Source organism: Granulicella sp. S190, from assembly GCF_009766095.1.
Taxonomy (GTDB): Bacteria; Acidobacteriota; Terriglobia; order Terriglobales; family Acidobacteriaceae; genus Edaphobacter.
Map to the genome: position 1 here is coordinate 3,503 of NZ_LMUD01000031.1, position 26,007 is coordinate 29,509.

Sequence of the window (26,007 nt, forward strand, 5' to 3'; positions counted from 1 at the left end):
TCGCCAGAGCACCCTCCCGCTGCGCCTCCGAATAATGCTCAACCTGCAACCCGCGAACCGACGCCCCAATCAGGCTACGAATTCCCGTCACATCTTCGGCAGTCGCTAGTCGCAGCTGAAAGTTCTTCATCCGCGCAGTATAAAAGTTCGAAGACTCATTGAGGGGGCTCGTCCTCAGCCTTCTTATCTTTGCTCAAATGCAGAAACTTTCCCACCCCCTTAGTCGATCTCTTCAAAGCGCCCGTCGTCGCCTTCGCGCTCTTGATCAAAGCGCCCTCCGTGTTCCCATCTGCAGTAGCCAGCGCATTCGCAGTCTTGTCATTGGCTGTGTTTAGCGCAGCGCCGGTATTCTCTCCGCTCGTCCCCATTCCATTCACTACGCTGTTCGCGACGTATATCGTTCCCTTCACCGAGCCATGCGCGGCATTGCTCTCCACCGGTACTCCTCCACCTTGCTCGAGTCTTGCAATCGCCGCCACAGAAAAATCAGTCTGCATCTTCACAGCCAATGGCCATTCAGACGAGTTCACCCACACAGCTCCATACATCGCCGCACCCGGCTCGCCCAGATTGAGCACGCGTTCCACCGCAAGCGGAGTCATCCCGTAGCACCTGTCTCCACCACATCCTTGTCTGCAAATACTCTCACTCAAAAACGCGCCATGCTTGCCGGCGGAGAGCCACACCGTAGCCCCGTGTTCGTCTGCCCCGAGCACTTTCGCTACCGCGATCTGACTGGCATCGCAGACCGTAGCTTCATGCGCAGCAGCAAACCAGTACAACGCTCTCCAATCCTCAGTCGGGCTCTCCATATTCTTTGCGCTCAGCAGTACTGAGACGTGCTCGGCATCGAGCGGATGACCCATCCGGCCACAATCCACACTCCAAAGATCGTAAAAGTGAACCTCGATGAGAGCCTCGCCGGCCTTCGTACTCACACGCGGAGTCACCTGCCCATAGATCGTTCCATCACGACCAACGACCGTAGGCTTGGCCAACCCCTCGGCAAAGAGGGCAGGCTTCACCGCACAATCACCTCTGCTCACCTGAAACCGAGGCAAAAACTTCTCCAGCAGAGCCTGCTCTCGAGCATCACTCAAGCCATCGTGGTCACTATCGACCTTTAGATCGTCCTGGGCAGCACCAAGCGCACTCGCGAACACCCACACACAAAGAAACACTACCAACCCGCGCGAAATCTTCAAGCCTGCCCCTCCATGCCACGTTCTCGCCTTATCTCTCTTCGTTTTGATGCACAATAAAAATCCCGCGACAAAATCTGAATCCGCACCTTGTCCGCCCTCGCCATCGCGTACTAAACTCCTCCCCATGACGTCTACGATGCCTCGCTCTCTCAAGCTCCTCGCCGCAGCTCTTCTCCTCCCTTTCGCCACCGCAGCAAGTCACGCGCAGGACTGGGCCAAAACCCGCCTCGAAGCCTCGCCCCGCCACCACGAATACGTCCCTCTCAAGCACGGAGACCGCACCGTGCAGGCATTCGTCGTCTACCCCGAAGTCAAGACCAAAGCTCCGGTCGTCATTCTCATTCACGAGATATTCGGACTCAGTGACTGGGCGAAAGAGATGGCCGATGAACTAGCCGGCCAAGGCTTCATCGTCATCGCGCCTGACCTGCTTACCGGATTCGGTCCCAATGGCGGCGGCTCCTCGGCATTTCCTGATCAGGACTCCACTGTCAAAGCCGTCTCTGGTCTCGACCCAGCCGTCGTCAACGCTGATCTGGACGCCGCTGCGGATTACGCCAAGAAGCTTCCTGCGGCCAACGGAAAGATCGCCGTCACCGGCTTCTGCTGGGGCGGTGGAAAGTCCTTTGTCTTCGCCGCCCATCGCAAAGATCTCTCCGCAGCCTTCGTCTTCTATGGCCCGGGCCCGTCGGACGTCACCACCATCACCGCTCCCGTCTACGGCTTCTACGCCGGAAACGACGCCCGCATCGGAGCTACTCTTCCCGCCACAATCGACGCGATGAAAGCCGCAGGCAAGAAGTATGAGCCAATCACCTACGACGGCGCAGGCCACGGCTTCATGCGTGCCGGCGAAGACCCTTCCAATACTGTTCCCGGCAATAAGACCGCACGCGAACAGGCCTTCCCGCGCCTAGTCACTCTCATCAAAGAGATGAAGGCCGCACCAGTAGCCAGCAACGCCAGCCACAACAAAACCGTTGCGCAGAAATCGCAGCCCTCCATCTACTGCCACACCAACACGAAAGTAGCCGAAGCCAACCCGGCCAGCCAAATCACAGAGACAGCTGCAATAATGTAGTCGTGGCTGCCGCTCTCAACATCTCGCTTCAAGACCAATTGGATCGCATCACGCAGAACACTCGCGCCCTTGTCCAGCCAGAGCGTCTCGCCGTCTCCGAAAAGGCGACCGAAGACCTCTTCAACACCGGCATCGAGGATCGCATTCTGAAAGCCGGGGCGCAAGCTCCGGCCTTCACCCTCGAAGATGCGCTCACCCACACGCCCGTCAACTCCGCTGATCTCTTGTCCCTCGGCCCGCTGGTTATCAGCTTCTTTCGCGGCCGATGGGATCCCTACTGCGTTACGGAGTTGGAAGCCTGGCGCAATCACCACTCTGACCTGCGCAGGCGCGGCGCCATCTTCGTCTCAGTCTCTCCCCAGACCACGCGCCAGAACAACTTCACCCTCGAGCAGCACGGCCTGCAATATCCGCTGCTCTCCGATCCCGGTGCTACCGTCGCCGAAAAGTTCTGCGTGGCCCATACCATCCCGCAGGATCTCCGACGGTATTATCAGTCCATCCTTATCAATATCCCGTTCAACAACGCCGGACTCAGCTACCACAATGCTACCGAAGCCAGTTGGCGTCTCCCGCTGCCCGCAGTCTTCGTCATCGACCAGACCAGCACCATTCTCTTCGCCCAAGGCCATGCCGACTTCCGCGTCCGTCCTGAGCCCGCCGAAATCCTCGCAGTACTCGACCAGAGATAACGATCTCTGTCTAGACTGTGCGCCTCTACTTGCTCACGATCAGACACCACCTTCCCGGCATAACAAACACTCAGAACTTTCATACAACCGAAGCCGCAGCAGATGATCTCTTGCCGAGAATACATTCGTGCGTTTATCGTATCTATAGTCCGCCTATCGAACATTTCGTTCGAGGCAGTCATGGAAAGGGTCCCGTATGAGCCTTACTCCCCGCCCGCTTCTCGCAACTCCAGATTCTGCCCCCCCTGCGCCTGCCGCAAAGCCCACCCCCGCATCCTCCCTCGATGTCTACACCGGTGATCCCAACTTCATGACTTCGCTCGCCCGCGGTCTCATCGTGATTCAGGCCTTCACTCAGCAATCCCCACAGATGACCATCTCGCAACTTAGCGTCAAGACCGGCCTCTCCCGCGCCGCCGTCCGCCGCTGCCTCTATACCCTCACAAAACTCGGCTTCGCAGGCGCGGAAGACGGATCCCGCTACTCACTCCGTCCACGCATGCTCACACTCTCCCACACCTACACCACATCGAACACCCTCTCCACCGCAGCTCAACCTATCCTCGAGCGCATGTCCGCCGCCCTCCGCGAATCCTTCTCTGTAGCTACTCTCGACGGCGAAGACATCGTCTATATCGCACGTACCCAGGTCAGCCGCGTTATGGCCGTTGACCTTCACATTGGCAGCCGCCTTCCCGCCTACTGCACCAGCATGGGCCGCGTGCTCCTCGCCTACCTCCCCGCGGAGCAGCTCGAGCAGTACCTCGCCAAGGCAGTCCTTACCCCACACACCACTCGCACCATCACCTCGGTCGAAAAGCTGCGGCTCGCCCTGCGCAATGTACGCCGCAACGGCTACGCCCTGGTCGATCAGGAGTATGAGGTAGGCCTCCGCTCCCTTGCTGTTCCCGTCTACTCCGCCTCGGGACGGGTCGTCGCCACGCTCAACCTCAGCGGCAACGCCCCGCGCCTCTCAGTCCTCGAGATGCAGAGTCGATATCTCAACCACCTTCGCAACGCCGCAAACGAACTCAGCGTCTTTCTCAACTGATCAACGTTGCATGCAATCGGAGCGATGTTCCATTCACCTCATCATCTCCGCGAGCTTTAACACCGTCCGCCAGTTCCGCATAGTGCTCACGGTCTTCAGCTTCGAGTCAAAATAAGCGTTCGTGAGCTTCGTATGCGCCGCTCCGGTCACCAACTTCATATAGATCTCTCGCCCCATCACAGCAAACTCGTCAGGCGACGATCTCGCAACATCCAGTCCCGCCACTAAATTCGCTGCCGGTCGATCTGCAAGAAAAGCAACGTGCAACAACTCTTCCGCCACTCCGGCCTTGAAAAATGGATTCCCCCGAACCGCCTCCTCTAACTCAGCAGCGGACCGTATTACCACCGGCACCTTCAGCCCAAATCTATTCGATATCTGCTTGGCGATCTCCTCCTCCAGGCGCTGCACCACTCGGTCGTTGGCGCTGAAGATCACATTCCCGCTTTGAATGTAGGTCGTCACCTCTTCGCATCCAGCCGCACCGAAGAGTCCCGCCAGCTCTTTCATCGGCAGCATGTTTTTGCCGCCGACGTTAATCCCCCGCAGCAAAGCTACGTGTCTCGAAACCGCCTTTGCACCTCGCTCTTTCATCTCAAACCTCTAGACCGGAGCGACGCACCGTGCAAACGAAACTCCGGAGTTCGTCTCCACGACGACGCTGCCATCTCCCGCCGGCACCACTATCGCCCTGCCTGGACTCAACGCCAAATCTCCACCAGCCGTCTTCACCGCCCCACTACCCGCCAAACCAACCAGGCATCCTGGGCCCTCGAACGAAACAGCTCCGTGACTCGCCGCGCCAAACTCAAACCTGTCCACCACAAAATACTTCTGTTCAATCAGCCGCGTGAATCCGTCCATCTCTCGAGGAGCAATCTTCCCCGCCTTCGTCTCGGACTTCATCACCTGCAACCCCTTCTCGAGATGCAGCTCCCGGGGACGTCCGTAGTCATACAGCCGATAGGTCACATCGCTCGTCTGCTGCGTCTCCAGCAACACCACCCCGGGTCCGATCGCATGTACAGTCCCTGCATCCACATACAACATGTCCCCCACCGACACCGGAACATGCTGCATCAACGACTCCATCGTTCCACTATCAACGGAAGCTGCAACCTGCTTCGCACCCACTCCCGGCTTCAGCCCCAGCGCTACCGTCGCGCCTGGCTCAGCCTCCAGAACATACCAGCACTCTGTCTTTCCGCGCGTCTCGCCCAGCGCCTTCGCTTGAGCATCATCCGGATGCACCTGCACGGAAAGCTTATCCGCGGGAAACAGAATCTTTACCAGCAGAGGAAATTCTCCGCCCATCTTTTCTGCAACAGAAGCCAGTGTCTTGCCTGCAAACGGCCCGCCCTCCACCACGCACTGTGGCCCGGTCAGCCACGCCTCGCCTACAAGTTCCGTGGTTCCAGTCTCGTCATACCAGGGCTGAAGGCTCTTCTTCCCCCAAACTCGTTCACTAAACCATGGTTTCAATCCAAACGGTGCAACTTTGGTGGTAATTGTCATACATCTAGCCTATCAACTCCCACCTTTGGGTGGCATTACAAAAGTCTTACACCACGTTCTCTTCACCCCTGATAGCGTCAGTATCAGTAGTTTCATCAGCAACCGAAGTACAAGGATAAAGATCACAATGACTCCCCTCAGCACCATCGAAGCAGCCCCAGTCAAAGCGCCCAAGCTTGCCGCTGTCGTCCCAGCTGTTGCCGACGTCACCCAGAAGATCAAGCAGGATCTCCGCATGGGCCGTGAGCATCAGCAGGGCCGCATCAACTGGATCACCACCATTGCCATGGGGCTCTTTCACGTCGGAGCCATCGCCTCCCTCTTCTTCTTCTCTTGGAAGAATCTGGCCGTCTTCTTTGTCATGTACTTCTTTGCGATCAATGTTGGCATCGGCGTGGCCTATCACCGCCTGCTCACCCATCGTGGCTACCGCGTTCCCAAGTGGGTCGAGTACTTCGTCACCATGTGCGGCTGTCTTGCCCTCGAAGGCGGTCCCATCTTCTGGGTAGCCACCCACCGTGTTCACCACCAGAACTCAGACCAGGAAGGCGACCCGCACACTCCACACGATGGCACCTGGTGGGCTCACGCCGGATGGATCCTCTCTGGCCGTGCCCTGCACTCCGAAACCGCTCTCCTCGGCCGCTATGCCCCAGACCTCACGAAGGATCCCGTCCATGTCTGGCTCAGTAAATATCATTACGTTCCTCTGGTCGTCACCGGTCTCCTGCAGGTCGCTCTCGGAGCAGCTCTCGCGCCCGCAGGCCACCACGTCGGCGGCGCCATCGGCATGCTCCTCTGGGGAACCTTCCTTCGCGTCACCATTGGCCTCCATGCCACTTGGCTGGTCAACTCCGCCACCCACCTCTGGGGCAAGCGTCGCTTCGAAACCAAGGATGACTCCCGCAACAACTGGTGGGTCGCCATTCTCACCGGAGGCGAAGGCTGGCACAACAATCACCATGCTCATCCCGTCAGCGCACGCCACGGCTTGGCCTGGTATGAGTTCGACATCAACTACTACTGCATTTGGGTCCTGAGCAGGATCGGCCTCGCCGAAAAGATCCAGATCGCGAAGTTTGATCCTAAAAACCCCAAACCGGCGGGCGTCATCTAGAGTCCGTAATAATAAAAATTCAATGGCCGTCATCCAACCAAGGTGACGGCCTCTGCTTTTTTCAGCATCTTATCTCGACAAGCAGACGGCTCCGCGCTATCCTCATCCGGAACCGCAACCGCTTCAAGGCCCGCGCAATCTTAATCTCGAAAGAGGCAAGATGACACGCATAACAAAGCTCCTTCTCGTAGCAGCGATCTTCATCGCTGCATCATGCGCCGCACCTTCACTCGCAACCGCACAACCAGGTTATGGCGGGCCGCCTCCACGAATCACCTGCTCCTCTGACGACGGCCGCAGAAACTGGTGTGACGTAGGCCCCAGCCGCGACATCCGCCTGGTACGCCAGATCAGCGGCTCACCTTGTGTTCGAGACAGCACATGGGGAGTCGATCGGCGTGGCCTCTGGGTTGATCGCGGCTGCCGCGCCGAGTTCATCATCGGACGGGTAGATCAGCCGCCCCCGCCAGGACCGGGACGAGGAACGATCGTCAACTGCTCTTCGAATGATGGAGGCAGGAGGTGGTGCGACATCGGCCCAGGCCGCGATGTTCGCCTGGTTCGTCAGATCAGCGGCTCACCTTGCGTCCGTGGCAGCACGTGGGATATCGACCGTCGCGGTCTCTGGGTAGACCGTGGCTGCCGTGCCGACTTCCGCGTCCGCTAATCAACGAACATCCCCGAACAAGCGGAGCTACGCATAAAGTAGCTCCGCTTGTTCTTATATTCCTTGCTTTTGAAGAAGGGACTGCCACGTATCTCGTATTACGCGCATACTCCGCAATCAAGTTAGGTAGTCTTCGGGAAGCTATACTTCCTCCAAGCCATGAACATCACCCGACGACGAGGAGCCATCGCTTTTTTCATCACCCTCGGCGCCCTCCTCGTCGGCGGCCTCGTCACCCTCAACATCACCTGGATCGTCCTTAACGAGCGCACTGTCGCCATCGCGGTCCTCGGCGTCATCCTCTTTGCCGCCCTCATCGCCGGCGTTGTCCTCAATACCGTCTTCCTCGTTCGGGAGATCCGCCGAAATGAGCGTCAGGACTCGTTTCTTAACGCCGTCACTCACGAACTCAAAACCCCTATCGCCAGCATCAGGCTCTACCTCGAGACCCTCCAACGCCGTCCCGTCGAAGAGGTCCAGCGTCAGGAGTTCTACAAGATCATGCTCTCTGACTCCGACCGTCTGCTGGCCACGGTCGAGCAGGTCCTCAAAGCGGGGCAGCTCGGCCAGCGGCATCGTCAGCAAAATCGTACCCTCATCAACATGCAGACCCTTGTAGCCGACTGCATCGGCATCACTCTTCAGCGACATCACCTACCCGCCGAAAGCATCTCTCTCGAACCCACTCCCGGTGGCGTCCGCCTCTACACCCAGGGCATCGCAGAAGACCTTCGCACCGCCGTCATCAACGTCCTCGATAACGCTGTTAAATACTCTCCCGAAGGCGTCCACATCCGCTGCTCGCTCGCCATCTCCAACTACACCTGGGTGGCGCTCCGAGTCACCGACACCGGCGTTGGCCTTCCCGCCAACCAGTTCAAGCGCATCTTCAATCGCTTCTATCGCGTCCCTGGCCGGGCTATGGCTAAGATCAAGGGCACCGGTCTTGGTCTCTTCCTTGTTCGCAACATCGCCCGCCAGCACGGGGGCGATGCAACCGCACTCAGCCCGGGCCCGGGCCTCGGCACCACCATCACGCTCACTCTGCCTCTCGCCACACCAACCTCAGTGAATGGCGTCAACTGATCCACTATGCAGCAGCGCCTTCGAACAGCTCCTGTAACAGTCGGACGTACAATCACTTCACAGTCCGTAGTTATCTCAATATCTTGTGATCATCCATGTTCCTTCTCTGGAAATACTTCGCGATAGGCTTCAGCGCGCTTCTTCCGCTCATTAACCCACTAGGCTCCGCGCTAATCTTCTTGGGCCTCGTCGGCGCAGCACCTATTGATACCTATCGCGCGCTCGCCCGCCGCATCGCCATCAATACCGTCATCTTCTTGGCGGTGATTGAACTCATTGGCTCCTACCTTTTGGGCTTCTTTGGCATCTCTCTCCCCATCGTCCAGTTCTCCGGCGGCATCGTCATCGCGATGATCGCCTGGGATCTCCTGAATCAGAAAGACAGTACCCCCAGCCCTGAAAAAACTCAGGCCGCTGTCCCCGCCGTCACCCCAGCGGAGATAGACAGCCTCCAGCAGAAAGCCTTCTACCCCTTCACCTTTCCCATCACGGCTGGTCCAGGCTGCATCGTCGTTATGCTCACTCTCAGCGTGCACACGACGCAGACAAACCTGCAGGACAAAGTTCTAGCCCACGTTGGACTCTTCATCGCCGTTATCTTACTGAGCGCCCTCATCTATCTCTGTTACGCCTACGCTCCCAGCATCGCACGCTCCATCTCTCCCGCAACCGCACATGGAATTCTTCGCGTCGTGGCATTTATCCTTCTGTGCATTGGAGTGCAGATCGCTTGGAACGGTCTTAGCGACCTGCTTACGAAGCTCCTGAATAAATCGTAACTATTACAGGCGTAAATTACATCTCACACAATGCAGGACACCGTGACCGAACCTCTGGCCCCACAAATCGTTCTAGTCGAAGACGAAGAGCACCTCGCGCAAGGTCTGCTTTTCAACCTTCAGGCCGAAGGCTACCGTACCCACCATGAGTCCGACGGTGATGCTGCCCTCGCCTTTCTCCTTGCCCGCAAAAACACCCCCGAAGAGCACATCGACGCTATTCTTCTCGACGGCATGCTCCCCGGCGCTGATGGCTTCACCATCGTCCGCGCTCTCCGCGAAGCCCATCACTTCACCCCGGTTCTCATGCTCACCGCCCGCTCGCGCCCCGAAGAAGTTCTCGAAGGCATCGAAGCCGGTGCCGACGACTACCTCGCCAAGCCCTTCGACCTGAATATCCTCCTCGTCCGCCTCAAATCCCTCCTCCGCCGCACTGCCTGGCAAAACGCTGCAACCCCGGAGACCCCGCCACCAGCCCTCACGAATCAAACCGACGAGTACTCCTTCAACCACCGCACCATCCGCTTTGACACGCTTGAACTCGTCGCCCCCAACCGCACCACCCATCTCACTCTCATGGAAGCAGACCTCCTCCGCTACCTCACCGAGCGTCAAGGGCAGATCGTCTCCCGCAAAGACATCCTCGAAGAGGTCTGGCGCGTTCATGAAGACACCGATACTCGCGCCATCGACAACTTCATCGTCCGTCTCCGCCGCTACATTGAAGACGATCCCGCCGATCCTCAACATCTGGTCACAGTCCGCGGAATCGGCTACCGCTTCCTCGCCAACCCGTGAGCCATTGGCGTCAACACACCTCGAACGAATGAACCGATCACAACCAGCTCAAAAGATCAAAAGACATCAGCCAAACCATGACACTTTTTCGCGTGTCAGTCATCTATCTATAATTGGTAATAGTTTCACGTAAAGGAACTTCAGCTTGTTACACACGGAAATCTCCAAATCAGCTCCCGCTTACTCTCGCTTGGCAACAAAAAAAGATCTGGAACTGCTCGTAGAGTTCATCAACAAGACTTTCGTCCACGATAACTACTTCAAGAGCACAGAGCGCACCAACCACGACCAGGTTGCCGAGTATCTGGAAAAAGGAGATTTTTCTCCTGCTCGAAGAGCAGGACGAGCTAATCGGACTGATCTACGTTGAGCTTCGCGAAAACGGTCACGCTTACCATGGCCTGCTGGCCATCCATCCAGAGAAACAGAGCCGTGGTATCGGGCGGCAGCTCTTGCAAACCGCATGGAACTTCTGTCGCAGTAACGGTTGCACGGTCGCTGACGCAGAAGTCGTCAACCTGCGACCCGACCTGATCGAACGATATCAACGCCTCGGCTTCAAGATCGTCGGAGAAGCACCATACCATCGCCCCGAGATCCTCCTCCAACCCTGTCACTTTGTTCTCATACAAAAAGATCTCTTTGCCGTCGAGCCCTAACGTGCCTCGCGCCATCGTCTCGCCTCGACCGGAGCCAGAATCCGATGCACCGTGCTCAATAGCTCCGTCAGGCGAAACGGCTTCGCCAGAAAGCTCCAACCCTCTTCCTCTAGCCGAGTCTTTTGCACTCCATCTACCATCCCTCCAGAGATCATCAACACCGGCAGATCACTACGCAGTGCCTTCAACTCTTGCGCTAACTCCATCCCCGATCTTCCCGGCATGTATAAGTCAGTCACCAGGAGATCGATCTCCGGCACACTGCGAAAGATCTGCACCGCGCGCCCGGCTTCCCCTGAGCTGAAAACGGCATATCCCTCATGCTCTAAAAACGTCCGCGTCAGTGAGCGAATGTCCTGGTCGTCATCGACAAGCAAGATCTTGCTGGACGGAAGTACAGTAACACTCTCTTCAAATGGAAAAATAATTGACGACATGAGTGAATAATCTTGTTCCGGAATCTTGTTTCGATCTTCCATTACATTCAACTTCCTAACGGCACCCAGTCCCCCCAGGCCCGCAAGCCGTTTCGTCAGCAATATCTCTCTTATGATGGAGTGCCTAATCCTTCACGGAGTTGCCTCTGGTCTCTCCACTTGCATAACTCCTTCCCTTTCAATCAGCAGTCCACCTCGCCCACGATACACTTGAAGCAGTTTAGGCAAGTTCTAAAAATGCGCATCATCACCCGCTACATCCTCCGCGAAGTCACCTCGCACGCCCTCCTCGGCGGAGCCCTCTTTACCTTCATCATCTTCATGCGCGACCTCGGCCGCATCCTCGAGTTCGTTGTACGCGACTCCGCCACCCTGGGCGACGTCATCCGCATCATCGCCTTCACCCTTCCGCCAGCTCTCACCGTTACCATCCCCATGGCCGTTCTGGTCGGCATCCTCCTCGGTCTCTCCCGCCTCGCCGCCGACAGCGAAATCACTGCCATGCGCGCCAGCGGCATGGGTGCCATCGACTTCGTTCGCATCGTCTCCATCGTCTCTGCCGTAGCCCTCGCTCTGGGACTCTTCAACTCGCTCTATCTGGCCCCCCGCGCCGCCACTGGACTTATCGCGCTTGGTGAATCCCTCAAATCTTCGCAGGCCTCGTTTGAAGTTCAGCCCCGCGTCTTTTACGAAGAATTCAAGGACCGCGTCCTCTATATCCAGGACGTCAGCCCAGCAGCCGGAGCCGCCCTCTGGCATCACGTCTTCCTCGCCGACCTCACCGAGCCGGCCGACCCCCACATCACCACAGCCGACCAGGCCGTCGTCGTCAACGGCACACCCAACTCTTCCGACGCTCAAACCATTCGCCTTCACCTCATTAACGGCGGCCAGCACGATACCTCCTCCACCGACCCTAACCAATACAACATCTCCACCTTCAACAGCACCGACGTTCCCATCGAGACTGAAGCTCCCGAAGACGCTCATCTCGGCCGCGTCAACACTCCCATCCAGGCTCTCTCTCTGCCTGAGCTCTGGCGCCGCGCAAAAGCCGTCCAGGCCACCAGCGGCCACGAATCCTCCGTCTACCGCATCGAGTTCAACAAGCGCTTCTCCTATCCCTTCGCATGCCTCGTCCTCATGCTCGTCGGCGTTCCTCTCGGCATCTCCTCCAAGCGCGGAGGCAAATCCACCGGCTTCGTCCTCACCATCCTCCTTGTCTTCATCTATTACTTCCTCTCATCGGTAGGCGTAGCCTTCGCACAGTCCGGCAAGTTGTCACCCTTCCTCGGCGTCTGGGGAGCCAACCTCCTCTTCGCCGCTGCCGGAGCCATCCTTCTCTATCAAATGTCTCGTGGAGGCATCGCCCTCAGCCTCGTCTCCACCATTGGCGTCTGGCTCAGCAAACTCATTACCCGCCTCACCAGCAACGGCCACGAGTCCGCAAGCACCCGTTCCAACTACGACGTAGCCACCCTCCTCCGTCGATTCCGAAGCATCATTCGCATTCAGTTCCCTCTTCTGCTCGATGACTATGTCATGCGCGAGTACGCCACCAACTTCGCCATCGTCCTCAGCTCCTTCTCCACCCTCTTCCTCATCTTCACCTTCTTCGAGCTCATCGGCGCGATCTTCAAAAACCGCACACCTCTAGTCACGGTAGGCGAATATCTCGTCACTCTCATTCCATACATCCTCTACAACATCACGCCTCTCTGCGCTCTGGTCGCTGTCCTGGTCACCTTTGGCTCCCTCAGCCGCACCTCAGAGCTCACCGCGATGAAGTCCAGCGGAATCAGCCTCTACCGCATCATCACGCCCGTCCTGGTCGTCACCATCCTCATCTCTGTCGGCCTGTTCGCCTTCGACGAGCTCTACCTGCCCGCTGCCAACCGCCGCCAGGAGGCTCTCCTCTCCATCATCAAGGACAAGCCCACCCAGACCTTCTCCCGCCCCGACCGCCAGTGGATCTCCGGCCAGACCAACAACGCCGGCGAGCCCTCCCGCATCTTCTATTACCAGTACTTCAACGCCGAAAAAGATACCTTCGCCAATCTCACCGTCTTCGAGTTCGACCCGGCCTCCTTCACCCTTCAGCGCCGCATCTTCGCCGCCACCGCTCAGTGGGACCCAAAAGTCAACAACTGGGTCTTCGACAATGGCTGGCAGCGCACCTTCTCCGGCGAAACCATCGCCAGCTACCAGCCCTTCACTGTCGCCACCTTCCCCGAGATCCGCGAGCAACCCGGCTACTTCAAGAAGGAGTACATCCCTTCGCAGGAGATGAGCTACACCGAACTCTCCCATTACATCGACGACCTCAAGCAATCCGGCTTCGACACCAAGCGCCTCAGCGTTCAGCTCAACAAAAAGATCGCCTACCCACTCATTACGCTCGTCATGGCCATCCTCGCCATCCCCTTTGCCTTGTCTATGGGTAAAAAAGGCTCCCTCACCGGCATCGCCACGGCCATCGGCCTCGCCATTACCTACTGGGTCGTCGCACTCATCTTCGAGTCACTCGGCAACGTCAACACCCTCCCCGCTGTCCTCGCCGCCTGGACACCCGATCTCCTCTTCGGCATCACCGGCGCATACCTCCTCCTCCGCACTCCAACCTAAAAGCTCAACATTAAGTAACCAATAAATAGCAACTTTGGTAACCATTTCTTATTGACGCCTCTACCCTCTAAGGAGATAGTGAAGACGCACGTACACTAATCGGTCGGCGCATCTAAATGAAAGAAAGGAGACACTTACAACCAAATGAAGACTGAGAATCTCCTGTACAAAATGAAGTTTTTTGCAACTCTGGTAACTGTTCTTGGCGTAGTAGCCCTCACCACCACCAAACCCGCATCGGCGCAATACCTCGGGGTCACCACCGGCTACTCCTACGCAAACGAACTGACAGGACCTGTCGTCTACCCACTCTCAACAAATATTGCCCTTTACAACCCAACCGCCGCCACTCCCGACAAGACCTGGGCCAGTTGGGTTGAGCAATATAACCAGGCAGGCATCGACTTCGTCGCGGCCGACCTCGTAGGCTCAACTCCCAACGCCAGCCACCCTCCAACCCAGCTGTCATCCCTTGTCACCGCAATCAACAACGCCAGTCTCACGAACTCCCTCAAAATCGCCATCTTCGACGACAACGGCTCCTCATGGTTGGCACAGTACAGTCTGGCAAGCGGCTACGGATATACCTTCCCGCCCCTCGATCACCCCTTCGATATGTCAAACCCGGCAAACTGGAAGTATCTCTACGACTACGACTACAAGCTCTTCTACCAAACGGTGCCCGACGCAAATCGCTTCAAGATCAATGGCCGACCCGTCATCTTCATCTGGACCGGCAATCCTACTTACATCTCCAACGAAAATGGCAACTACTCCAAGGCCGTTAACTATGTCCGGCAGCAGTGCCAGGCCGACTTCGGCTTCAACCCGTGGATCGTCGTCAACAACGATGCAGTCGCAAACGATCCGACTCTCACTGCGCCCGGAGTCATCGACGGCACCCACTCCTGGTACGGCGTGAGCAATCCGTATAACCTCTCCAGCTACAACGGAACTTCAACCGGCACTCTCGTCCCCGGATACGGCGACGCGGCACACACCTACCTTCCCTCCTTCATAGACCCCAACCACGGTCAGCTGCTCGACACCGGCCTCACCAACACCGTGGGCAAAGGCGCACTCCTCACAGTTGTAGAAGGTTTCACCGACTACGGAGAAGAGGCCTCTCTCTGGCGCACGCGCAATATCGACCAGAACGGAAACGCCATGACCTATGCCCAGACCGAATATGACTACCCCAATCAGCGTCTGAGCATCCTTCGCGCACACAGCCGCAATCCATTTCCCGCCTCACAAACATTTGAAGCAGAGGGCAGCGACTACTTCGGTGGCGGCGTCTCCGTAAGCGCCATTGCCAACTACTATCGCAACGGCAACATCGCCATCGACGACGTCACCGATACCGGTGGCGGTTACTTCGTCGGCTGGATACAGTCGGGAGAGTGGCTGGAGTGGGAGCACGTCCCGCTCAACGGCACCCCTCACATCGTTGTTCGCGTAGCCTCTCCCATTCCGGGTGCTCAAATCCAACTTGTCATCGACGGTATCGCGCAGCCGGCTCAAACCATACCGAACACGGGTGACTGGCAAACCTGGACAAGCTTCGATATGGGTCCCATCGGAACTTTTTCCAACTCTTATCACACCATCCGCATCGTCTTTCCCAACGGCGGCCTCAACCTGAACTGGTGGCAGACCCAGGGTGGAACCCCCAGCCTGTAATCCACCGCTGCTAACCGCACCTTCACCCGTAAGCCTGTGCCGGATACCTCTATCACCGGGCACACGCTTACGTAATTTAAGAATGCAGACCCCAAAATCATCCGACGGTAAATACATCTCGGCTCGCAAAACCCATGGAATCTCCTGAGTCCAACACAATCAAAGTTGCTCTCCCTGCTTCCAAATAACCCGTACCCGTCTAAACTGGAATCACAATGACTTCAAAGCTCCCCTCGATCGCCCTCCTGGCCGCGCTCATCACCGCCGCCAACGCCCAAACCACCCCCAAGGCAACGACGACGACCACCCCGCACCACACCGCCGCAGCAACCAGGACCGCTACAACACCACCCAACATTCCCAAGGTCGTAGGTCTCCCCAAGCCTCTCTATACCCTCAAATACGTCGACATCAAGCTCGGCACCGGCGCCCCTGCCGAAGAACGCAAGTACTACACCGTCCACTACACCGGCTGGCTCACCAACGGAACCAAGTTCGACTCTTCTCTTGATCACCCCGGAGCCGAACCCATCACCTTCCCCTATGGCGCGCACCGCGTCATCATAGGCTGGGACACCGGCTTTCAGGGCATGCGCGTCGGTGGCAAACGGCGCCTCTTCGTCCCCTATCAACTCGCCTACGGAGAGTCCGGCCGTCCTCCCGTCATCCCAGCCAAAGCGGATCTTATCTTTGACATCGAGCTCGTCTCACAGTCCGACGCCCCGCCTCAGCCTAAAGCTGTTCCTCCTGCCCCAACGACTCCTACAACACCCACCACGCCAACGACGCCAACCTCCCCGTCAACTCCGACGACGCCTTCTACCCAAACCACTCCAACTACTCCCACAACACCGACAACGCCAACGACACCCACCACGCCTCCGCATCCTGAGGCCCTCTAGCCTCATCTGATCCATAGGACACTCAGAAATATCTATGCTGGAAAGACTTAGACCACTCAAACCCTACCTCAGGCGATATTGGAAGAGCCTCGCCTGGGGCGGGGTTGCGGTCATCCTCTACAACACCATCAAGGTTCTCATCCCTCTTGTCATTGGCCATGCCATCGACGACATGCAGCACGGCATCACCGAAGCGAAAATCCTCCACCACACTCTTCGCCTTCTCCTCATCGCGGTCTTGTCCGCAATCTTCCTCTACATCACTCGCCAGGTCATTATCGGAGCCTCGCGCGAGATTGAGTTCGACCTCCGCAACGATCTCTTCAGCAACCTCGAGCGCCAGGCCCCCAGCTTTTACCACACCCACCGTACCGGCGACATCATGGCGCGAACCACCAACGACCTCAACGCCGTCCGCCAGCTCCTCGGCCCCGCGATCATGTACAGCGCCAACACCATCGTCTTCACCGCGGCCGCGCTGCCCTTCATGTACCGCATCAGCCCAAAGCTGACCTTCTTCGCCTTCGTTCCCCTTCCCATGGCCTCCGTGCTCGTGCAGTACTTCGGCAATCGTATTCATCGCCGCTTCGAACGCATCCAGGCCATGTTCTCCGACATCTCCGCCAAAGCTCAGGAGAACTTTTCCGGCGCACGGCTCATCCGCGCCTTCGCCCAGGAAGAAGCAGAGATCGACTCCTTCGAGACCGCTAACCTCGAGTACATCAAACGAAGTCTGCACCTCGTTCGCCTCATGGCCATGCTCTGGCCCACCCTCGAGTTTGTTCTCGGCCTCTCCCTGATGATTACGCTGTTGGTAGGCGGCCATGAGGTCGTCTCCCATCGCATCTCGGTCGGCCAGTTCACCTCCTTCAATGTCTACATGGTCCAGCTTACTTGGCCCATGATCGCCGTAGGTTGGGTTGTCAACCTCTTCCAACGCGGCACCGCCTCCGTCGTTCGCATCGACGAGCTCCTCAAGCAGCAACCAGCAATCACCGATCAGGATGTAACCCAACAGCAGTTGCAGCGCCTCGAGAACGCCGAAGAGATTGCCGGCGAGATTGAGTTCCGCAACCTCACCTTCTCCTACCCGGATGCACCTCCGGTCCTCAAAGACATCAGCCTCCGCATTCCCGCTGGCTCTTCCCTCGCCATCGTCGGCCCAACCGGCTCCGGAAAATCAACACTCGTCGGGCTTATCCCACGCCTTCACGACGCAGCGCCCGGCATGGTATTCATCGACGGCGAACCCATCCGCTCCTACCCACTCGAGGATATCCGCAGCCAGATCGGCTTCGTCCCGCAGGAGACCTTTCTCTTCTCCGATACCATTCACCAGAATATCGCCTTCGGCAAGCCAGAAGCCTCTCACGAGCAGGTTCAGGACGCAGCCACCATCGCCCACATCAGCAACGAGATCCTCGAATTCCCTAAGGGCTTCGAGACCTTGGTCGGCGAGCGCGGTATCACTCTCTCCGGCGGTCAGAAGCAACGCACTGCCATCGCCCGCGCCGTCATCCGCGAACCCCGCATCCTCATCCTCGACGACGCCCTGGCCAGCGTAGACACCTACACCGAAGAACGAATCCTCAACGGCCTCCGTCAAGGCATGGGAACCCGCACCACCGTCTTCATCTCCCACCGAATCTCCACCGCCCGCAACGCCGACCAGATCGCAGTCTTGGTCGCAGGCCGCATCGCAGAGCTTGGAACCCACGAAGAACTCATCACGCGCAACGGCTACTACACCAGTCTCTTCGAAAAGCAGCGCCTCGAAGAAGAGCTCTCCGTGGCCACGTAAAGAGTTAGCCGTTAGCTAAACGGCCGGCTAACAACTCATGTGAGTTTCTCGTGACCCATCTTCCCGATCAGTCAAACGTCTGACTCGCTAACCGCTAGCCGGCTAACTCGCTAAGTTTTACGCTGACCACCCCGAAGCCGCAGCCTCCCCACCAGGCGCAAACACCTCAGTCGGTGCAACAAATCTCTCCTCACGTGTTCGTAGCTCTCTCGGCAACACTCTGCAGGCCTCAGGGTCGCGAGCCACAACGCCCCATGCCTCGCGAACATTGCGAACAAATCCTATCACCTCTTCAAACTGCTCCTTCGACTCGAGGTGCGACGCCTCGAGCGTCATCGTGAACATGGTCGCGTAGAAGTCCGCCAGCGAAGCAGCGACCGCACCCCCAAGGTCCGGACGCAGCCGCGCTTGAAGATAGCTCAGAATATCGAGCACCTTCTTCACCGCGATACGGCGTCCTCGGACGTCATCCTCTTCCACGCACTGCGACGCACGATAGAGAAAACGAATCGCTCCATCGTAAAGCGCGACCACCATCTCCACTCCTGTAGCGCCCGACAAACTCTGATCCCGATAACTCATTACTGCCTCACTTACTGCTGTGTATTTGGATTGAAACCCGTCAAGGAATCAAAGACCGAGTTGACCTCGTCTAACTGCTCCGGAATACCCTGCAAAATCTGATTCGCGGCGTTCAGCTCATCGGTAAGCTGCGTCTTCTGTGTCGCCAAAGTCGCATTCTCGTTGGTGATATCCGCATTCAAAGCAGTCTCCTGGCTGCTGTTCTGCTGCTGAGCCAGCGAGATTGCACCGTTCGGCGTCTGATTTCCAATATTGTCCAGCGCAGTCGACAACGTCTGGCCGAAGCTACCCGTGTTCTGCAAAAAGCCTGTCACGTCAGACAGATTCGAGTTAAGAACACTCGTAAGCGTGTCCGGATCCACCGTCAAGGTCCCGTCGTTATTGACGCTTATACCCAACTGGGTAATGTTGTTGATCGAGCCACTTGCCGCACCGGAGAACAGAGATCCCGTGAGCGTCTCCTGCAACTGTGCAATGATCGGACTTCCTAAGAGCGCTGCAGCGGTTCCTCCCGCGGCATTCTGCTCCTGCGCATTGACGTCTCCGACCACCGTGTTATAAGCCGAAACAAAACTGTTGATTGCCGTGGCAATATCTGTAGTGTCGTCCGTGATCTGTACCTGCACCGGCGCCGCAGAGGTCGCAAGCAGCTGAAAGCTAACGCCGGCTATCGCACTCGTCACCGTGTTCGACGCACTTGTGACCGATACTCCATCTACCGTCAGCTTGGCATCCTGTCCGGTCTGCGCCGTCGAGAACGAGATAGCGCCGCCACCGGAGGTCGAGTCAGTCAGAGTACTTGTTATCGAGCTCAACTGCCCAGCCGCTCCGCTGGTTGCACTCACAATGGATAACCGCGACCCAGACGAGTCTGTGATTACGCTCGCGGTAGCGCCAATAGATGCTGAATTGATGGCAGAAGCCAACCCTGCAAGGGTATTGTTGCCATCTGTGCTGGTATCAAATACTTTGCCTTGAATCGTTACTGTCCCACTCAGCGTATCGCTGGCGCTCGCAATCGCGCTCGAGACGTCAGAAGAGGTCTGCGCCAATTGCGTTATTTCGATCGTGTGGCTTGCAGCAGTCGCCGATGCGCTGGCAGAGTTAAAATTGAGCACATCGGGGTTCGAGCTTGATCCCTGCTTCTCGGCAAAGACCCCCTCAAAATCGGTAAGTGTTTGCAGGCTGGTAGAGAGTGCCGAAAGATCTGTTCCAAGCGAAGAAAGTACCGTGTCTTGCGCCTTCAACGCAGTAAGTTGATTCTGCCAGGGCGTCTCGATCGCCTGGCTGGCCGCCTGAATCTGAGCGACTGTTGTCGCCACGTCAAATCCTTGGCCGCTCGTCGCCGAACCGAAACTCAATCCCACTGTGCCCATGCTTCGCCCTTCCCCTCACGTCTAAATTCGCATACGTCACGAAGCAGGAATCGCGCCAAATCCGAGCCTCGAACATTAGAAGCAGTTAACCTTCGCTAAAACCGAAAGAGGGCGGCCACGCATTCACGTAACCGCCGCACCCTCCGCAACTTACTGCAGCAGCTTCAAGATCTCCTGCTGTGAGCTGTTCGCCTGGGCAAGCGCGCTGATACCGGTCTGGCTCAATACCTGGAACTTTGCCAGATCGCTCGTTGCTTGACCGAAGTTGGTCGAAAGAATCGAGCTCTGCGCGGACGAGAGGTTGACTTCTTCCGAACTGGCCACGTTGGCGGCTGCATTCAGCTGGTTGATGTTTGCACCGATCGCGCCTCGTTCGGCCGAGATTCCTGCAATCGCGCTCGTAATTGCAGTTAGTGTCGTTCCAGCCGAGGTCTGGCCGGCCGCCGCGGTAGCGCCTGTCAAGGTATCAGCCGCAGAGAAGGTAACTCCGCCGATACTCGTGGCGGTAAGAGCCGTGGCAGCCGCACTGATCGTGGTGACTCCGGCAGAGGTACCGTCCGTGAGGACGAAGTTGGTTGCGCCCGCCCCATTGAAGACCGCGGTGCTGTTGAAGTTCGTCGTGGACCCGATGTTGCCGATCTCACCAAGGATGCTTTGAAACTCAGTGTCGGCAGCACCCGACTGAGCAAGCGTCAAGCCACCGTTGGAAGCCTCAGTCGCCAGCGTAACTGCGCGATCGAGAAGGTTGGTCACCTGAGATAACGCACCATCGGCAGTCTGCAGTAGGCCCACGCCGTTCTGCGCGTTCTGCGCAGACTGGGTCAGGGCAGCTTCGTTGGCGGTAAGGCCGTCCGCGATCGACAGGCCGGCTGCGTCATCCGCGCCGCTGTTGATGCGCGAACCGGAGGAGAGCTGCTGCAAAACATTCTGAAGACTGTTCTGCGTCTGGTTGAGGTTGTTCTCAGCATAGGTTGCTGCAACGTTAGTAAGAATGCCCAAGGACATAAGGAAACGCTCCTGTAAGACTCGGTTTGAGTTACCGCGACGCCACTTCGGGTGTCCGACCGGCGAACTCATCCTGCCAAAGCAGGGATAAGATCCGGTTCACCATGCGGTAGGCTCCGCGTTCAAACCCCTCATCGGCTCGCTGCTCGCCGACTTTACGCAAATCGCGATCTGTACCGCCGCAAGGTAATCTGCTGCATCTGCCTATTGGCCACCGTCTCCTCGCCGATGAAAGATCCGGGAGGAGTTTCCACACACATGATCCAACTGACACGCCTCAACGGTAGTCCTCTCGCCGTCAACTGCGACCTCATCAAATACGCCGAAGCCGCACCCGACACCGTCCTCACCTTGGTCACAGGTGAAAAGCTTCTCGTCCTTGAACCCTGCGGCGAAGTCTCGCAACTCGCCCTTGAGTTCCGCGCCGAAGTTCTGCGCAAGGCTTGGCCTGAGGCCGCACCTGCTCTCATTGCACGATCTGCCCACGAGGCCGACCAGCTCATTCGCGACCAGAATCAAAAAGCCGCACAGGAATAATCATCTTCACCCCGGAAGAGGAGACCCATGGACTTCGCCAGCATCGGCGGCATCGCACTCGCCCTCATCGGCATTCTCGCCGGCATGATGGTCGAGGGCGGCAGCATCGCCCAGATCACTCAGCCCACTGCGGCCATGATCGTCATCGGAGGCACCGTCGGCGCCGTCATGCTGCAGTTTCCCATGAACATCTTTCTCGCCGCCATCAAAGCCGCCGTCAAGGTCTTCCTCCACAAAGGCTCCAACGGCGAAGCCACCCTCGCACAGATCGTCACCTTCGCCAATAAGGCCCGCAGAAGCGGTATCGTCTCACTTGACGCAGATCTACCCAGCGTCTCGGATCCCTTTCTCAAACAGGCCCTCATGCTCGCAGTGGACGGCACGGAGCCCACCGAAGTCCGCAAGATCATGCAGCTTGAACTCGACAACAAATCCGAGATTGAAGAAAAGATTCCAGCTGTCTTCGAAGCTGCAGGGGGCTACTCCCCCACCGTCGGCATCATCGGCGCCGTCCTCGGTCTCATCCAGGTCATGAAGAACCTATCCAACATCGACGAGGTAGGCCGCGGCATCGCCGTCGCCTTCGTCGCAACCATCTACGGTGTCGCCATGGCCAACCTTATCTGCCTCCCCGCCGCAGGCAAATTAAAGTTCCGTCATCGCGAAGAGCAGATGATCAAGGAGATGATGCTCGAAGGCATAATCTCCATCCTCGAAGGCATGAACCCGCGGATGATCGAGACGAAACTTCGCACCTACCTCTTCGACTCGCATCCCCCCAAACCCGGCAAGTCTGCTGAGGTTGGCGCATGAGCAAAAAAAAACATCCCGAACACGTCAACCACGAGCGCTGGCTGGTCTCCTATGCCGACTTCATCACCCTGCTCTTCGCCTTCTTCGTCGTCCTCTTCGCCTCCAGCCAATCCGACAAGAAGAAGCAGCTCAAGCTCTCTGAAGCGATGCAGACCGCCTTCACTCCACTCGGCACCTTCGATGCCCACTCCAGGATCCCGCCTCTTACCGACATCAACGCCGCATCTCTCACCAACTCCACGCCAGCAGCTATCGTGCCTCCGCTTCCCTCCACCAGCAACGAGACCCTCGAGCAGACAGAAGCACGCCTGCGCAAACTCATCGACGAGCAGGTAGCCTCAGGCGGCATCCCTCCCGGCGGCATCGCCATGCGCATCACCCCCGACGGACTCGTCATCTCTCTTCACGAAGCCGGGTTCTTCCCCTCAGGGTCAGCCGAAATCCGCCCCGCATCAATCCCTATGATCTCGATCCTCGCGAACACTCTTCCCTCCGGCCCGCTCCGCGTCGAAGGCCACACCGATAACGTCCCTATCCACACAGCGCAATTTGCCAGCAACTGGGAGTTATCCACCGCACGCTCCACAGCGATCGCGCGGCTCATGCTCGAACGCGCCCCCATTCATCCAGCCAACCTGGCCGCCGCCGGATACGCCGAGTTTCACCCCATCGCCAGCAACACTACTGAAGATGGCCGCACTCAAAATCGCCGCGTCGACATTATCCTCTTGCGGCATCCGATCGCTGCGCCTCGCTGATCTCTTCGCAAGCTCACCTCTAGGCAATCAGAAACTGGTATTGAGTCGAATCGTAAAACTACGTGCCGGCCCAATAGCATTGCCCGAGAAGAGACCGCCAAAATCGATGACGTTCAGGCGGTTGTTCAAGTTGTCGCCATCCACCTGAAGTCGGGAGTTGATCCTCTCGCTCTTGAACACATCCGCGCCTAACGACGCCTGTACCGACAGAGCAGGGTCCACCCGTCCGCGATCGAAGTTCAGCCTGTTCACGACGCTGGGGCCATACTGCGCAAGTGCATCCTCCTGCGACCCCTCATACTCGAAGGGGAGGCCGGAGCCAGACAGAAGCCCCGCAGCCAACCATACCCGCGACAGAAGCTGATATTTGAAGCGCGTCCGAACCGTATTGCGCTGATCCTGCGAATCCGGAAAATGCCCGCTGAGTTGGGTGAGTGCCGCATTCGCATCGTCTCCAAGAAACAGTCCTCCCGTGACCGGAAACCAAACATTGCCGACCATGTACGAGTAGCTCACATACCCGGTAAGCTTCCCCAGGTGCACTAGGTCGAGCTTCCCCTCTGCGCCATAGATGACTGATTTGTCGAAAGCGATGGGATAGCTCACCCCTGTATTCAAAAGCTGATCGTCATCGGCATAGTTGCGAACGTCGCGGCGATAGAGATTGATGTCGAGCCGCAGCCTCTCTCCAAACGATTTGCTTAGCCCACCCTCGTAATAGTTGCCCTCGGACGGCTTCACTGGCAACTTCAACACCTCGGGATTCACAGACTGAATGTAACCCGAGCTTGAAATAAGAATATTTTCATTCGAAGGTGTCTGAAAGATGCGGTCATACGAGACGTGGAAGACCGTGTTGAGTGACGGAAGATAGCGCCCCACCGACACACGCGGACTAAACGCGTTCTGATTTAGCAGCAGCTGATAATGATCCCAGCGCAGCCCTGCGCTGACGGTCCATCGCCCCAGCCGAATAAGATCTTCGACGAAGGCGGACTGTTCAAGATCTGGCCTGCTCTGAACAAACGGCGGCAGAGTCACCGGAGTTCCATCATCGAACTGGGTAGGATCGGTAATGGTGTAACTGAAGTTTTCGTGCAGAAACGTGGTATCCGATTCGACTCCGGCTTTGAACTCCTGATTGCCATGGTGAAGAGAGACCGTACCCTTGAAATAACCCTCCCTGAAGCTGTTCTTCTGAAACGCCACAATAGGAGTCGACAGCGGATTGGAGTAGAGATCGTTTGCGTTATCGCGAACCATACCCACAATGTTCGTCAGCAGGTTAGGAGAGAAGATATGTTGATAACTCGCCGAGCCTATCGTTTCAAAGTTGTCGCCGTTCTGAATCTGACCGGCCTGCTGTTGAAGGAGTTCGTTAGGAATCTCGAATCGTGAGAGCTCATGGCGAACACTTAAAGTGAGGCGGTCGCTCGCCGTAAAATCACGCTCGTACCGAACCGCAAAGTCTCCCGTTGTGCCCTTGTTAGTAAAATTTTCAGGCACCACCGGATTGAGGTAGTGACTGGTAGAGCTGCCGGATCCACTTGCGAACAATGAATCTTTGCTCCACGTCTTCTGCACCTCGCCGAAAGACTGCAGTGTGTCATAACTCCCCCCGCCGAGTACCAGCTGACCGTGCAAACCAGCCTGCGCCTGGCGCTTGGTATTGAGCTCAACCACTCCACCAAGTTTTCTTCCGTACTCCGCCGGAAACCCCGCAGTGTAAATACTGACTGAATCGAGATCGTCCGCTTCAATCTCGGGGCCGAACCCCGGCGAGCGGTTGTCCGTGAGAGGCACCCCATCGACAACCAGCTGCGTCTGATACTCCGAGCCGCGCGGATGAAGAACCGCATTGCCTTCGTAGAGCCAGCCAGGCTGAGAGTTGACCAGATCCTGCACCGAACGCCCAGGAAGCGACGCGACTCTGTCCTCGATCTGTATCGTGCCAATCTGCACGATGGAAGACGGACGGCTTGGATCGATCAACGTGCCCGTACTGCTCACCTGGATCACCGTACTGACCGGAGCAAGTGCAAGCTGAAATGTTCGGTCCACTGGAATCGCGGACCTGATCTCAACACTGTTCTCCGTCGTTGAGAAACCCGGCTTCTCGATCTTCAGTCGGTACACACCGTACGCCAGCGTCTTGAACCTGACCATGCCTTCTTCATTCGTACCAAGTTCATTAGAGTACTGGTTCGCCTCGCTCACGACAGAGATAGCGACCTGCAAGCCAAGTCCATTCGCGTCGGTCACCTTAACCCGAAGCTCGCCTGTATTGACCTGACCAAGGAGTGGCCATGCAACAAAACACATCAGAAGTAGGAAGGCTGGTTTCATCGCAAACAGAACTCATCCTTATTGGATTTATAGTCGCATTAAGCCCCGGCTCCACGTATTCACGTATCAGCTCCAAAAATTCGGCGCAACCTGTATCCACTTCCTAAGATACTGCGTCCAATGAGATAGAGATGAAGAAGTCCCTCCATATCTTCGCGACGCTCTTCTGCCTTCTGACTCTCCTCGTCAGTTCAGCCAGTTGCGTAACGCTTGCAAAACCCTTGCAGTCCGCGTGCGATCAATGCCCGAAACAATCTCCTGATAACCACCAGCTTCCCACCTGCTGCAGCGCCCACGGCCAGCCATCCGCTGTCGCCACAGTGCAGAAGTCGTCAGCCCATCTCGAGTTAGTCTCACTCCCCTCAGTTCCTGAAGAGATCGTCTACTCCCCCTCCACCCTTGTCCCACCCCGCGTCGCTCCATCGCCTCCCCTACTTCTAACTCCGCTCCGCATCTGATCTTCTCTTGAGCAATCGCCGCGTCGCAGCGATC

Annotated in this window: 25 protein-coding genes; 17 read left to right on the forward strand and 8 right to left on the reverse strand. The window is 57.4% G+C overall.

Annotation, left to right across the window (positions count from 1 at the left end; translation table 11 throughout):
- Positions 1–155: 155 nt before the first annotated feature.
- Positions 156–1,205, reverse strand: coding sequence for a hypothetical protein (locus GSQ94_RS15815; RefSeq protein WP_158944835.1), 1,050 nt, complete (start codon positions 1,203–1,205; stop codon positions 156–158).
- 136 nt (positions 1,206–1,341) lie between these two features.
- On the opposite strand from GSQ94_RS15815, the gene GSQ94_RS15820 reads away from it, so the two are divergent.
- The 3 genes from GSQ94_RS15820 (at position 1,342) to GSQ94_RS15830 (ending at position 4,029) form a co-directional block, all read left to right on the forward strand.
- Positions 1,342–2,286 (forward strand): dienelactone hydrolase family protein, encoded by a 945-nt coding sequence (locus GSQ94_RS15820; protein ID WP_158944836.1) that lies wholly within the window; start codon positions 1,342–1,344, stop codon positions 2,284–2,286.
- A gap of 2 nt (positions 2,287–2,288) precedes the next feature.
- A complete protein-coding gene (locus tag GSQ94_RS15825; protein ID WP_254063916.1) occupies positions 2,289–2,978 on the forward strand; it encodes a peroxiredoxin-like family protein in 690 nt (229 codons plus the stop codon).
- Between the two features lie 196 nt (positions 2,979–3,174).
- The gene (locus GSQ94_RS15830; protein ID WP_158944837.1) at positions 3,175–4,029 is read left to right on the forward strand and encodes an IclR family transcriptional regulator C-terminal domain-containing protein; all 855 of its coding nucleotides are present in this window, start codon (positions 3,175–3,177) and stop codon (positions 4,027–4,029) included.
- 33 nt (positions 4,030–4,062) lie between these two features.
- On the opposite strand, the gene GSQ94_RS15835 is transcribed toward GSQ94_RS15830, so the two are convergent.
- Together GSQ94_RS15835 and GSQ94_RS15840 are read right to left on the reverse strand one after the other, a co-directional pair.
- Complete coding sequence (locus GSQ94_RS15835) at positions 4,063–4,623, reverse strand: DUF1697 domain-containing protein (protein WP_158944838.1); 561 nt, start codon at positions 4,621–4,623, stop codon at positions 4,063–4,065.
- A gap of 9 nt (positions 4,624–4,632) precedes the next feature.
- A complete protein-coding gene (locus GSQ94_RS15840; RefSeq protein ID WP_158944839.1) occupies positions 4,633–5,544 on the reverse strand; it encodes a type I phosphomannose isomerase catalytic subunit in 912 nt (303 codons plus the stop codon).
- A gap of 127 nt (positions 5,545–5,671) precedes the next feature.
- Here GSQ94_RS15840 and GSQ94_RS15845 point away from each other — a divergent pair, with 127 nt between their 5' ends.
- The 6 genes from GSQ94_RS15845 to GSQ94_RS21890 all read left to right on the forward strand — a co-directional run bounded on the left by GSQ94_RS15845 (position 5,672) and on the right by GSQ94_RS21890 (position 10,650).
- Positions 5,672–6,661 (forward strand): fatty acid desaturase, encoded by a 990-nt coding sequence (locus tag GSQ94_RS15845; protein WP_158944840.1) that lies wholly within the window; start codon positions 5,672–5,674, stop codon positions 6,659–6,661.
- A 160-nt stretch (positions 6,662–6,821) separates the two neighbouring features.
- Positions 6,822–7,328 carry a DUF3011 domain-containing protein gene (locus GSQ94_RS15850; RefSeq protein WP_158944841.1) on the forward strand — a complete coding sequence of 169 codons (507 nt, stop codon included), beginning with the start codon at positions 6,822–6,824 and terminating at the stop codon, positions 7,326–7,328.
- 159 nt (positions 7,329–7,487) lie between these two features.
- Positions 7,488–8,414: a sensor histidine kinase KdpD gene (locus GSQ94_RS15855; RefSeq protein ID WP_158944842.1), complete on the forward strand. Its 927-nt coding sequence runs from the start codon at positions 7,488–7,490 to the stop codon at positions 8,412–8,414.
- A 95-nt stretch (positions 8,415–8,509) separates the two neighbouring features.
- Positions 8,510–9,193 carry a MarC family protein gene (locus GSQ94_RS15860; RefSeq protein ID WP_158944843.1) on the forward strand — a complete coding sequence of 228 codons (684 nt, stop codon included), beginning with the start codon at positions 8,510–8,512 and terminating at the stop codon, positions 9,191–9,193.
- A 42-nt stretch (positions 9,194–9,235) separates the two neighbouring features.
- Positions 9,236–9,991 (forward strand): response regulator transcription factor, encoded by a 756-nt coding sequence (locus GSQ94_RS15865; RefSeq protein WP_158944844.1) that lies wholly within the window; start codon positions 9,236–9,238, stop codon positions 9,989–9,991.
- 293 nt (positions 9,992–10,284) lie between these two features.
- Positions 10,285–10,650: a GNAT family N-acetyltransferase gene (locus tag GSQ94_RS21890; RefSeq protein WP_158944845.1), complete on the forward strand. Its 366-nt coding sequence runs from the start codon at positions 10,285–10,287 to the stop codon at positions 10,648–10,650.
- Here GSQ94_RS21890 and GSQ94_RS15875 read toward each other — a convergent pair.
- Complete coding sequence (locus GSQ94_RS15875) at positions 10,647–11,087, reverse strand: response regulator (RefSeq protein WP_158944846.1); 441 nt, start codon at positions 11,085–11,087, stop codon at positions 10,647–10,649. The genes GSQ94_RS21890 and GSQ94_RS15875 overlap by 4 nt on opposite strands.
- Before the next feature lie 237 nt (positions 11,088–11,324).
- On the opposite strand from GSQ94_RS15875, the gene lptF reads away from it, so the two are divergent.
- The 4 genes from lptF to GSQ94_RS15895 all read left to right on the forward strand — a co-directional run bounded on the left by lptF (position 11,325) and on the right by GSQ94_RS15895 (position 18,098).
- On the forward strand, positions 11,325–13,712 hold the full coding sequence (lptF, locus tag GSQ94_RS15880; RefSeq protein ID WP_158944987.1) for an LPS export ABC transporter permease LptF: 2,388 nt from the start codon (positions 11,325–11,327) through the stop codon (positions 13,710–13,712).
- Positions 13,713–13,856: 144 nt separating this feature from the next.
- The gene (locus GSQ94_RS15885) at positions 13,857–15,395 is read left to right on the forward strand and encodes a DUF5010 domain-containing protein (protein WP_158944847.1); all 1,539 of its coding nucleotides are present in this window, start codon (positions 13,857–13,859) and stop codon (positions 15,393–15,395) included.
- A gap of 215 nt (positions 15,396–15,610) precedes the next feature.
- The gene (locus GSQ94_RS15890; protein WP_216843109.1) at positions 15,611–16,297 is read left to right on the forward strand and encodes an FKBP-type peptidyl-prolyl cis-trans isomerase; all 687 of its coding nucleotides are present in this window, start codon (positions 15,611–15,613) and stop codon (positions 16,295–16,297) included.
- Between the two features lie 34 nt (positions 16,298–16,331).
- Complete coding sequence (locus GSQ94_RS15895) at positions 16,332–18,098, forward strand: ABC transporter ATP-binding protein (RefSeq protein WP_158944848.1); 1,767 nt, start codon at positions 16,332–16,334, stop codon at positions 18,096–18,098.
- 117 nt (positions 18,099–18,215) lie between these two features.
- Here the strand turns inward: GSQ94_RS15895 and fliS are convergent, their stop codons facing one another.
- From fliS to GSQ94_RS15910, 3 genes are all read right to left on the reverse strand, one after another.
- Complete coding sequence (fliS, locus tag GSQ94_RS15900) at positions 18,216–18,680, reverse strand: flagellar export chaperone FliS (protein WP_158944849.1); 465 nt, start codon at positions 18,678–18,680, stop codon at positions 18,216–18,218.
- A gap of 11 nt (positions 18,681–18,691) precedes the next feature.
- On the reverse strand, positions 18,692–20,002 hold the full coding sequence (gene fliD / locus GSQ94_RS15905) for a flagellar filament capping protein FliD (RefSeq protein ID WP_254063918.1): 1,311 nt from the start codon (positions 20,000–20,002) through the stop codon (positions 18,692–18,694).
- 204 nt (positions 20,003–20,206) lie between these two features.
- Positions 20,207–21,061 (reverse strand): flagellin, encoded by an 855-nt coding sequence (locus GSQ94_RS15910; RefSeq protein ID WP_158944851.1) that lies wholly within the window; start codon positions 21,059–21,061, stop codon positions 20,207–20,209.
- Positions 21,062–21,319: 258 nt separating this feature from the next.
- Between GSQ94_RS15910 and GSQ94_RS15915 the strand changes: the two genes are divergently transcribed.
- The 3 genes from GSQ94_RS15915 to GSQ94_RS15925 are packed head-to-tail and all read left to right on the forward strand — an operon-like array spanning position 21,320 to position 23,169.
- Entirely contained in the window at positions 21,320–21,598 is a 279-nt protein-coding gene (locus tag GSQ94_RS15915; protein ID WP_158944852.1) for a flagellar FlbD family protein, read from the forward strand.
- 27 nt (positions 21,599–21,625) lie between these two features.
- Positions 21,626–22,411: a flagellar motor protein gene (locus tag GSQ94_RS15920; RefSeq protein WP_158944853.1), complete on the forward strand. Its 786-nt coding sequence runs from the start codon at positions 21,626–21,628 to the stop codon at positions 22,409–22,411.
- Positions 22,408–23,169, forward strand: coding sequence for a flagellar motor protein MotB (locus tag GSQ94_RS15925; RefSeq protein WP_158944854.1), 762 nt, complete (start codon positions 22,408–22,410; stop codon positions 23,167–23,169). Before GSQ94_RS15920 ends, GSQ94_RS15925 begins: the two co-directional genes overlap by 4 nt.
- A 27-nt stretch (positions 23,170–23,196) precedes the next feature.
- Here the strand turns inward: GSQ94_RS15925 and GSQ94_RS15930 are convergent, their stop codons facing one another.
- Positions 23,197–25,515 (reverse strand): TonB-dependent receptor, encoded by a 2,319-nt coding sequence (locus GSQ94_RS15930; protein ID WP_158944855.1) that lies wholly within the window; start codon positions 25,513–25,515, stop codon positions 23,197–23,199.
- Between the two features lie 131 nt (positions 25,516–25,646).
- Between GSQ94_RS15930 and GSQ94_RS15935 the strand changes: the two genes are divergently transcribed.
- Positions 25,647–25,973 (forward strand): hypothetical protein, encoded by a 327-nt coding sequence (locus GSQ94_RS15935; RefSeq protein ID WP_158944856.1) that lies wholly within the window; start codon positions 25,647–25,649, stop codon positions 25,971–25,973.
- Positions 25,974–26,007 lie beyond the last annotated feature (34 nt).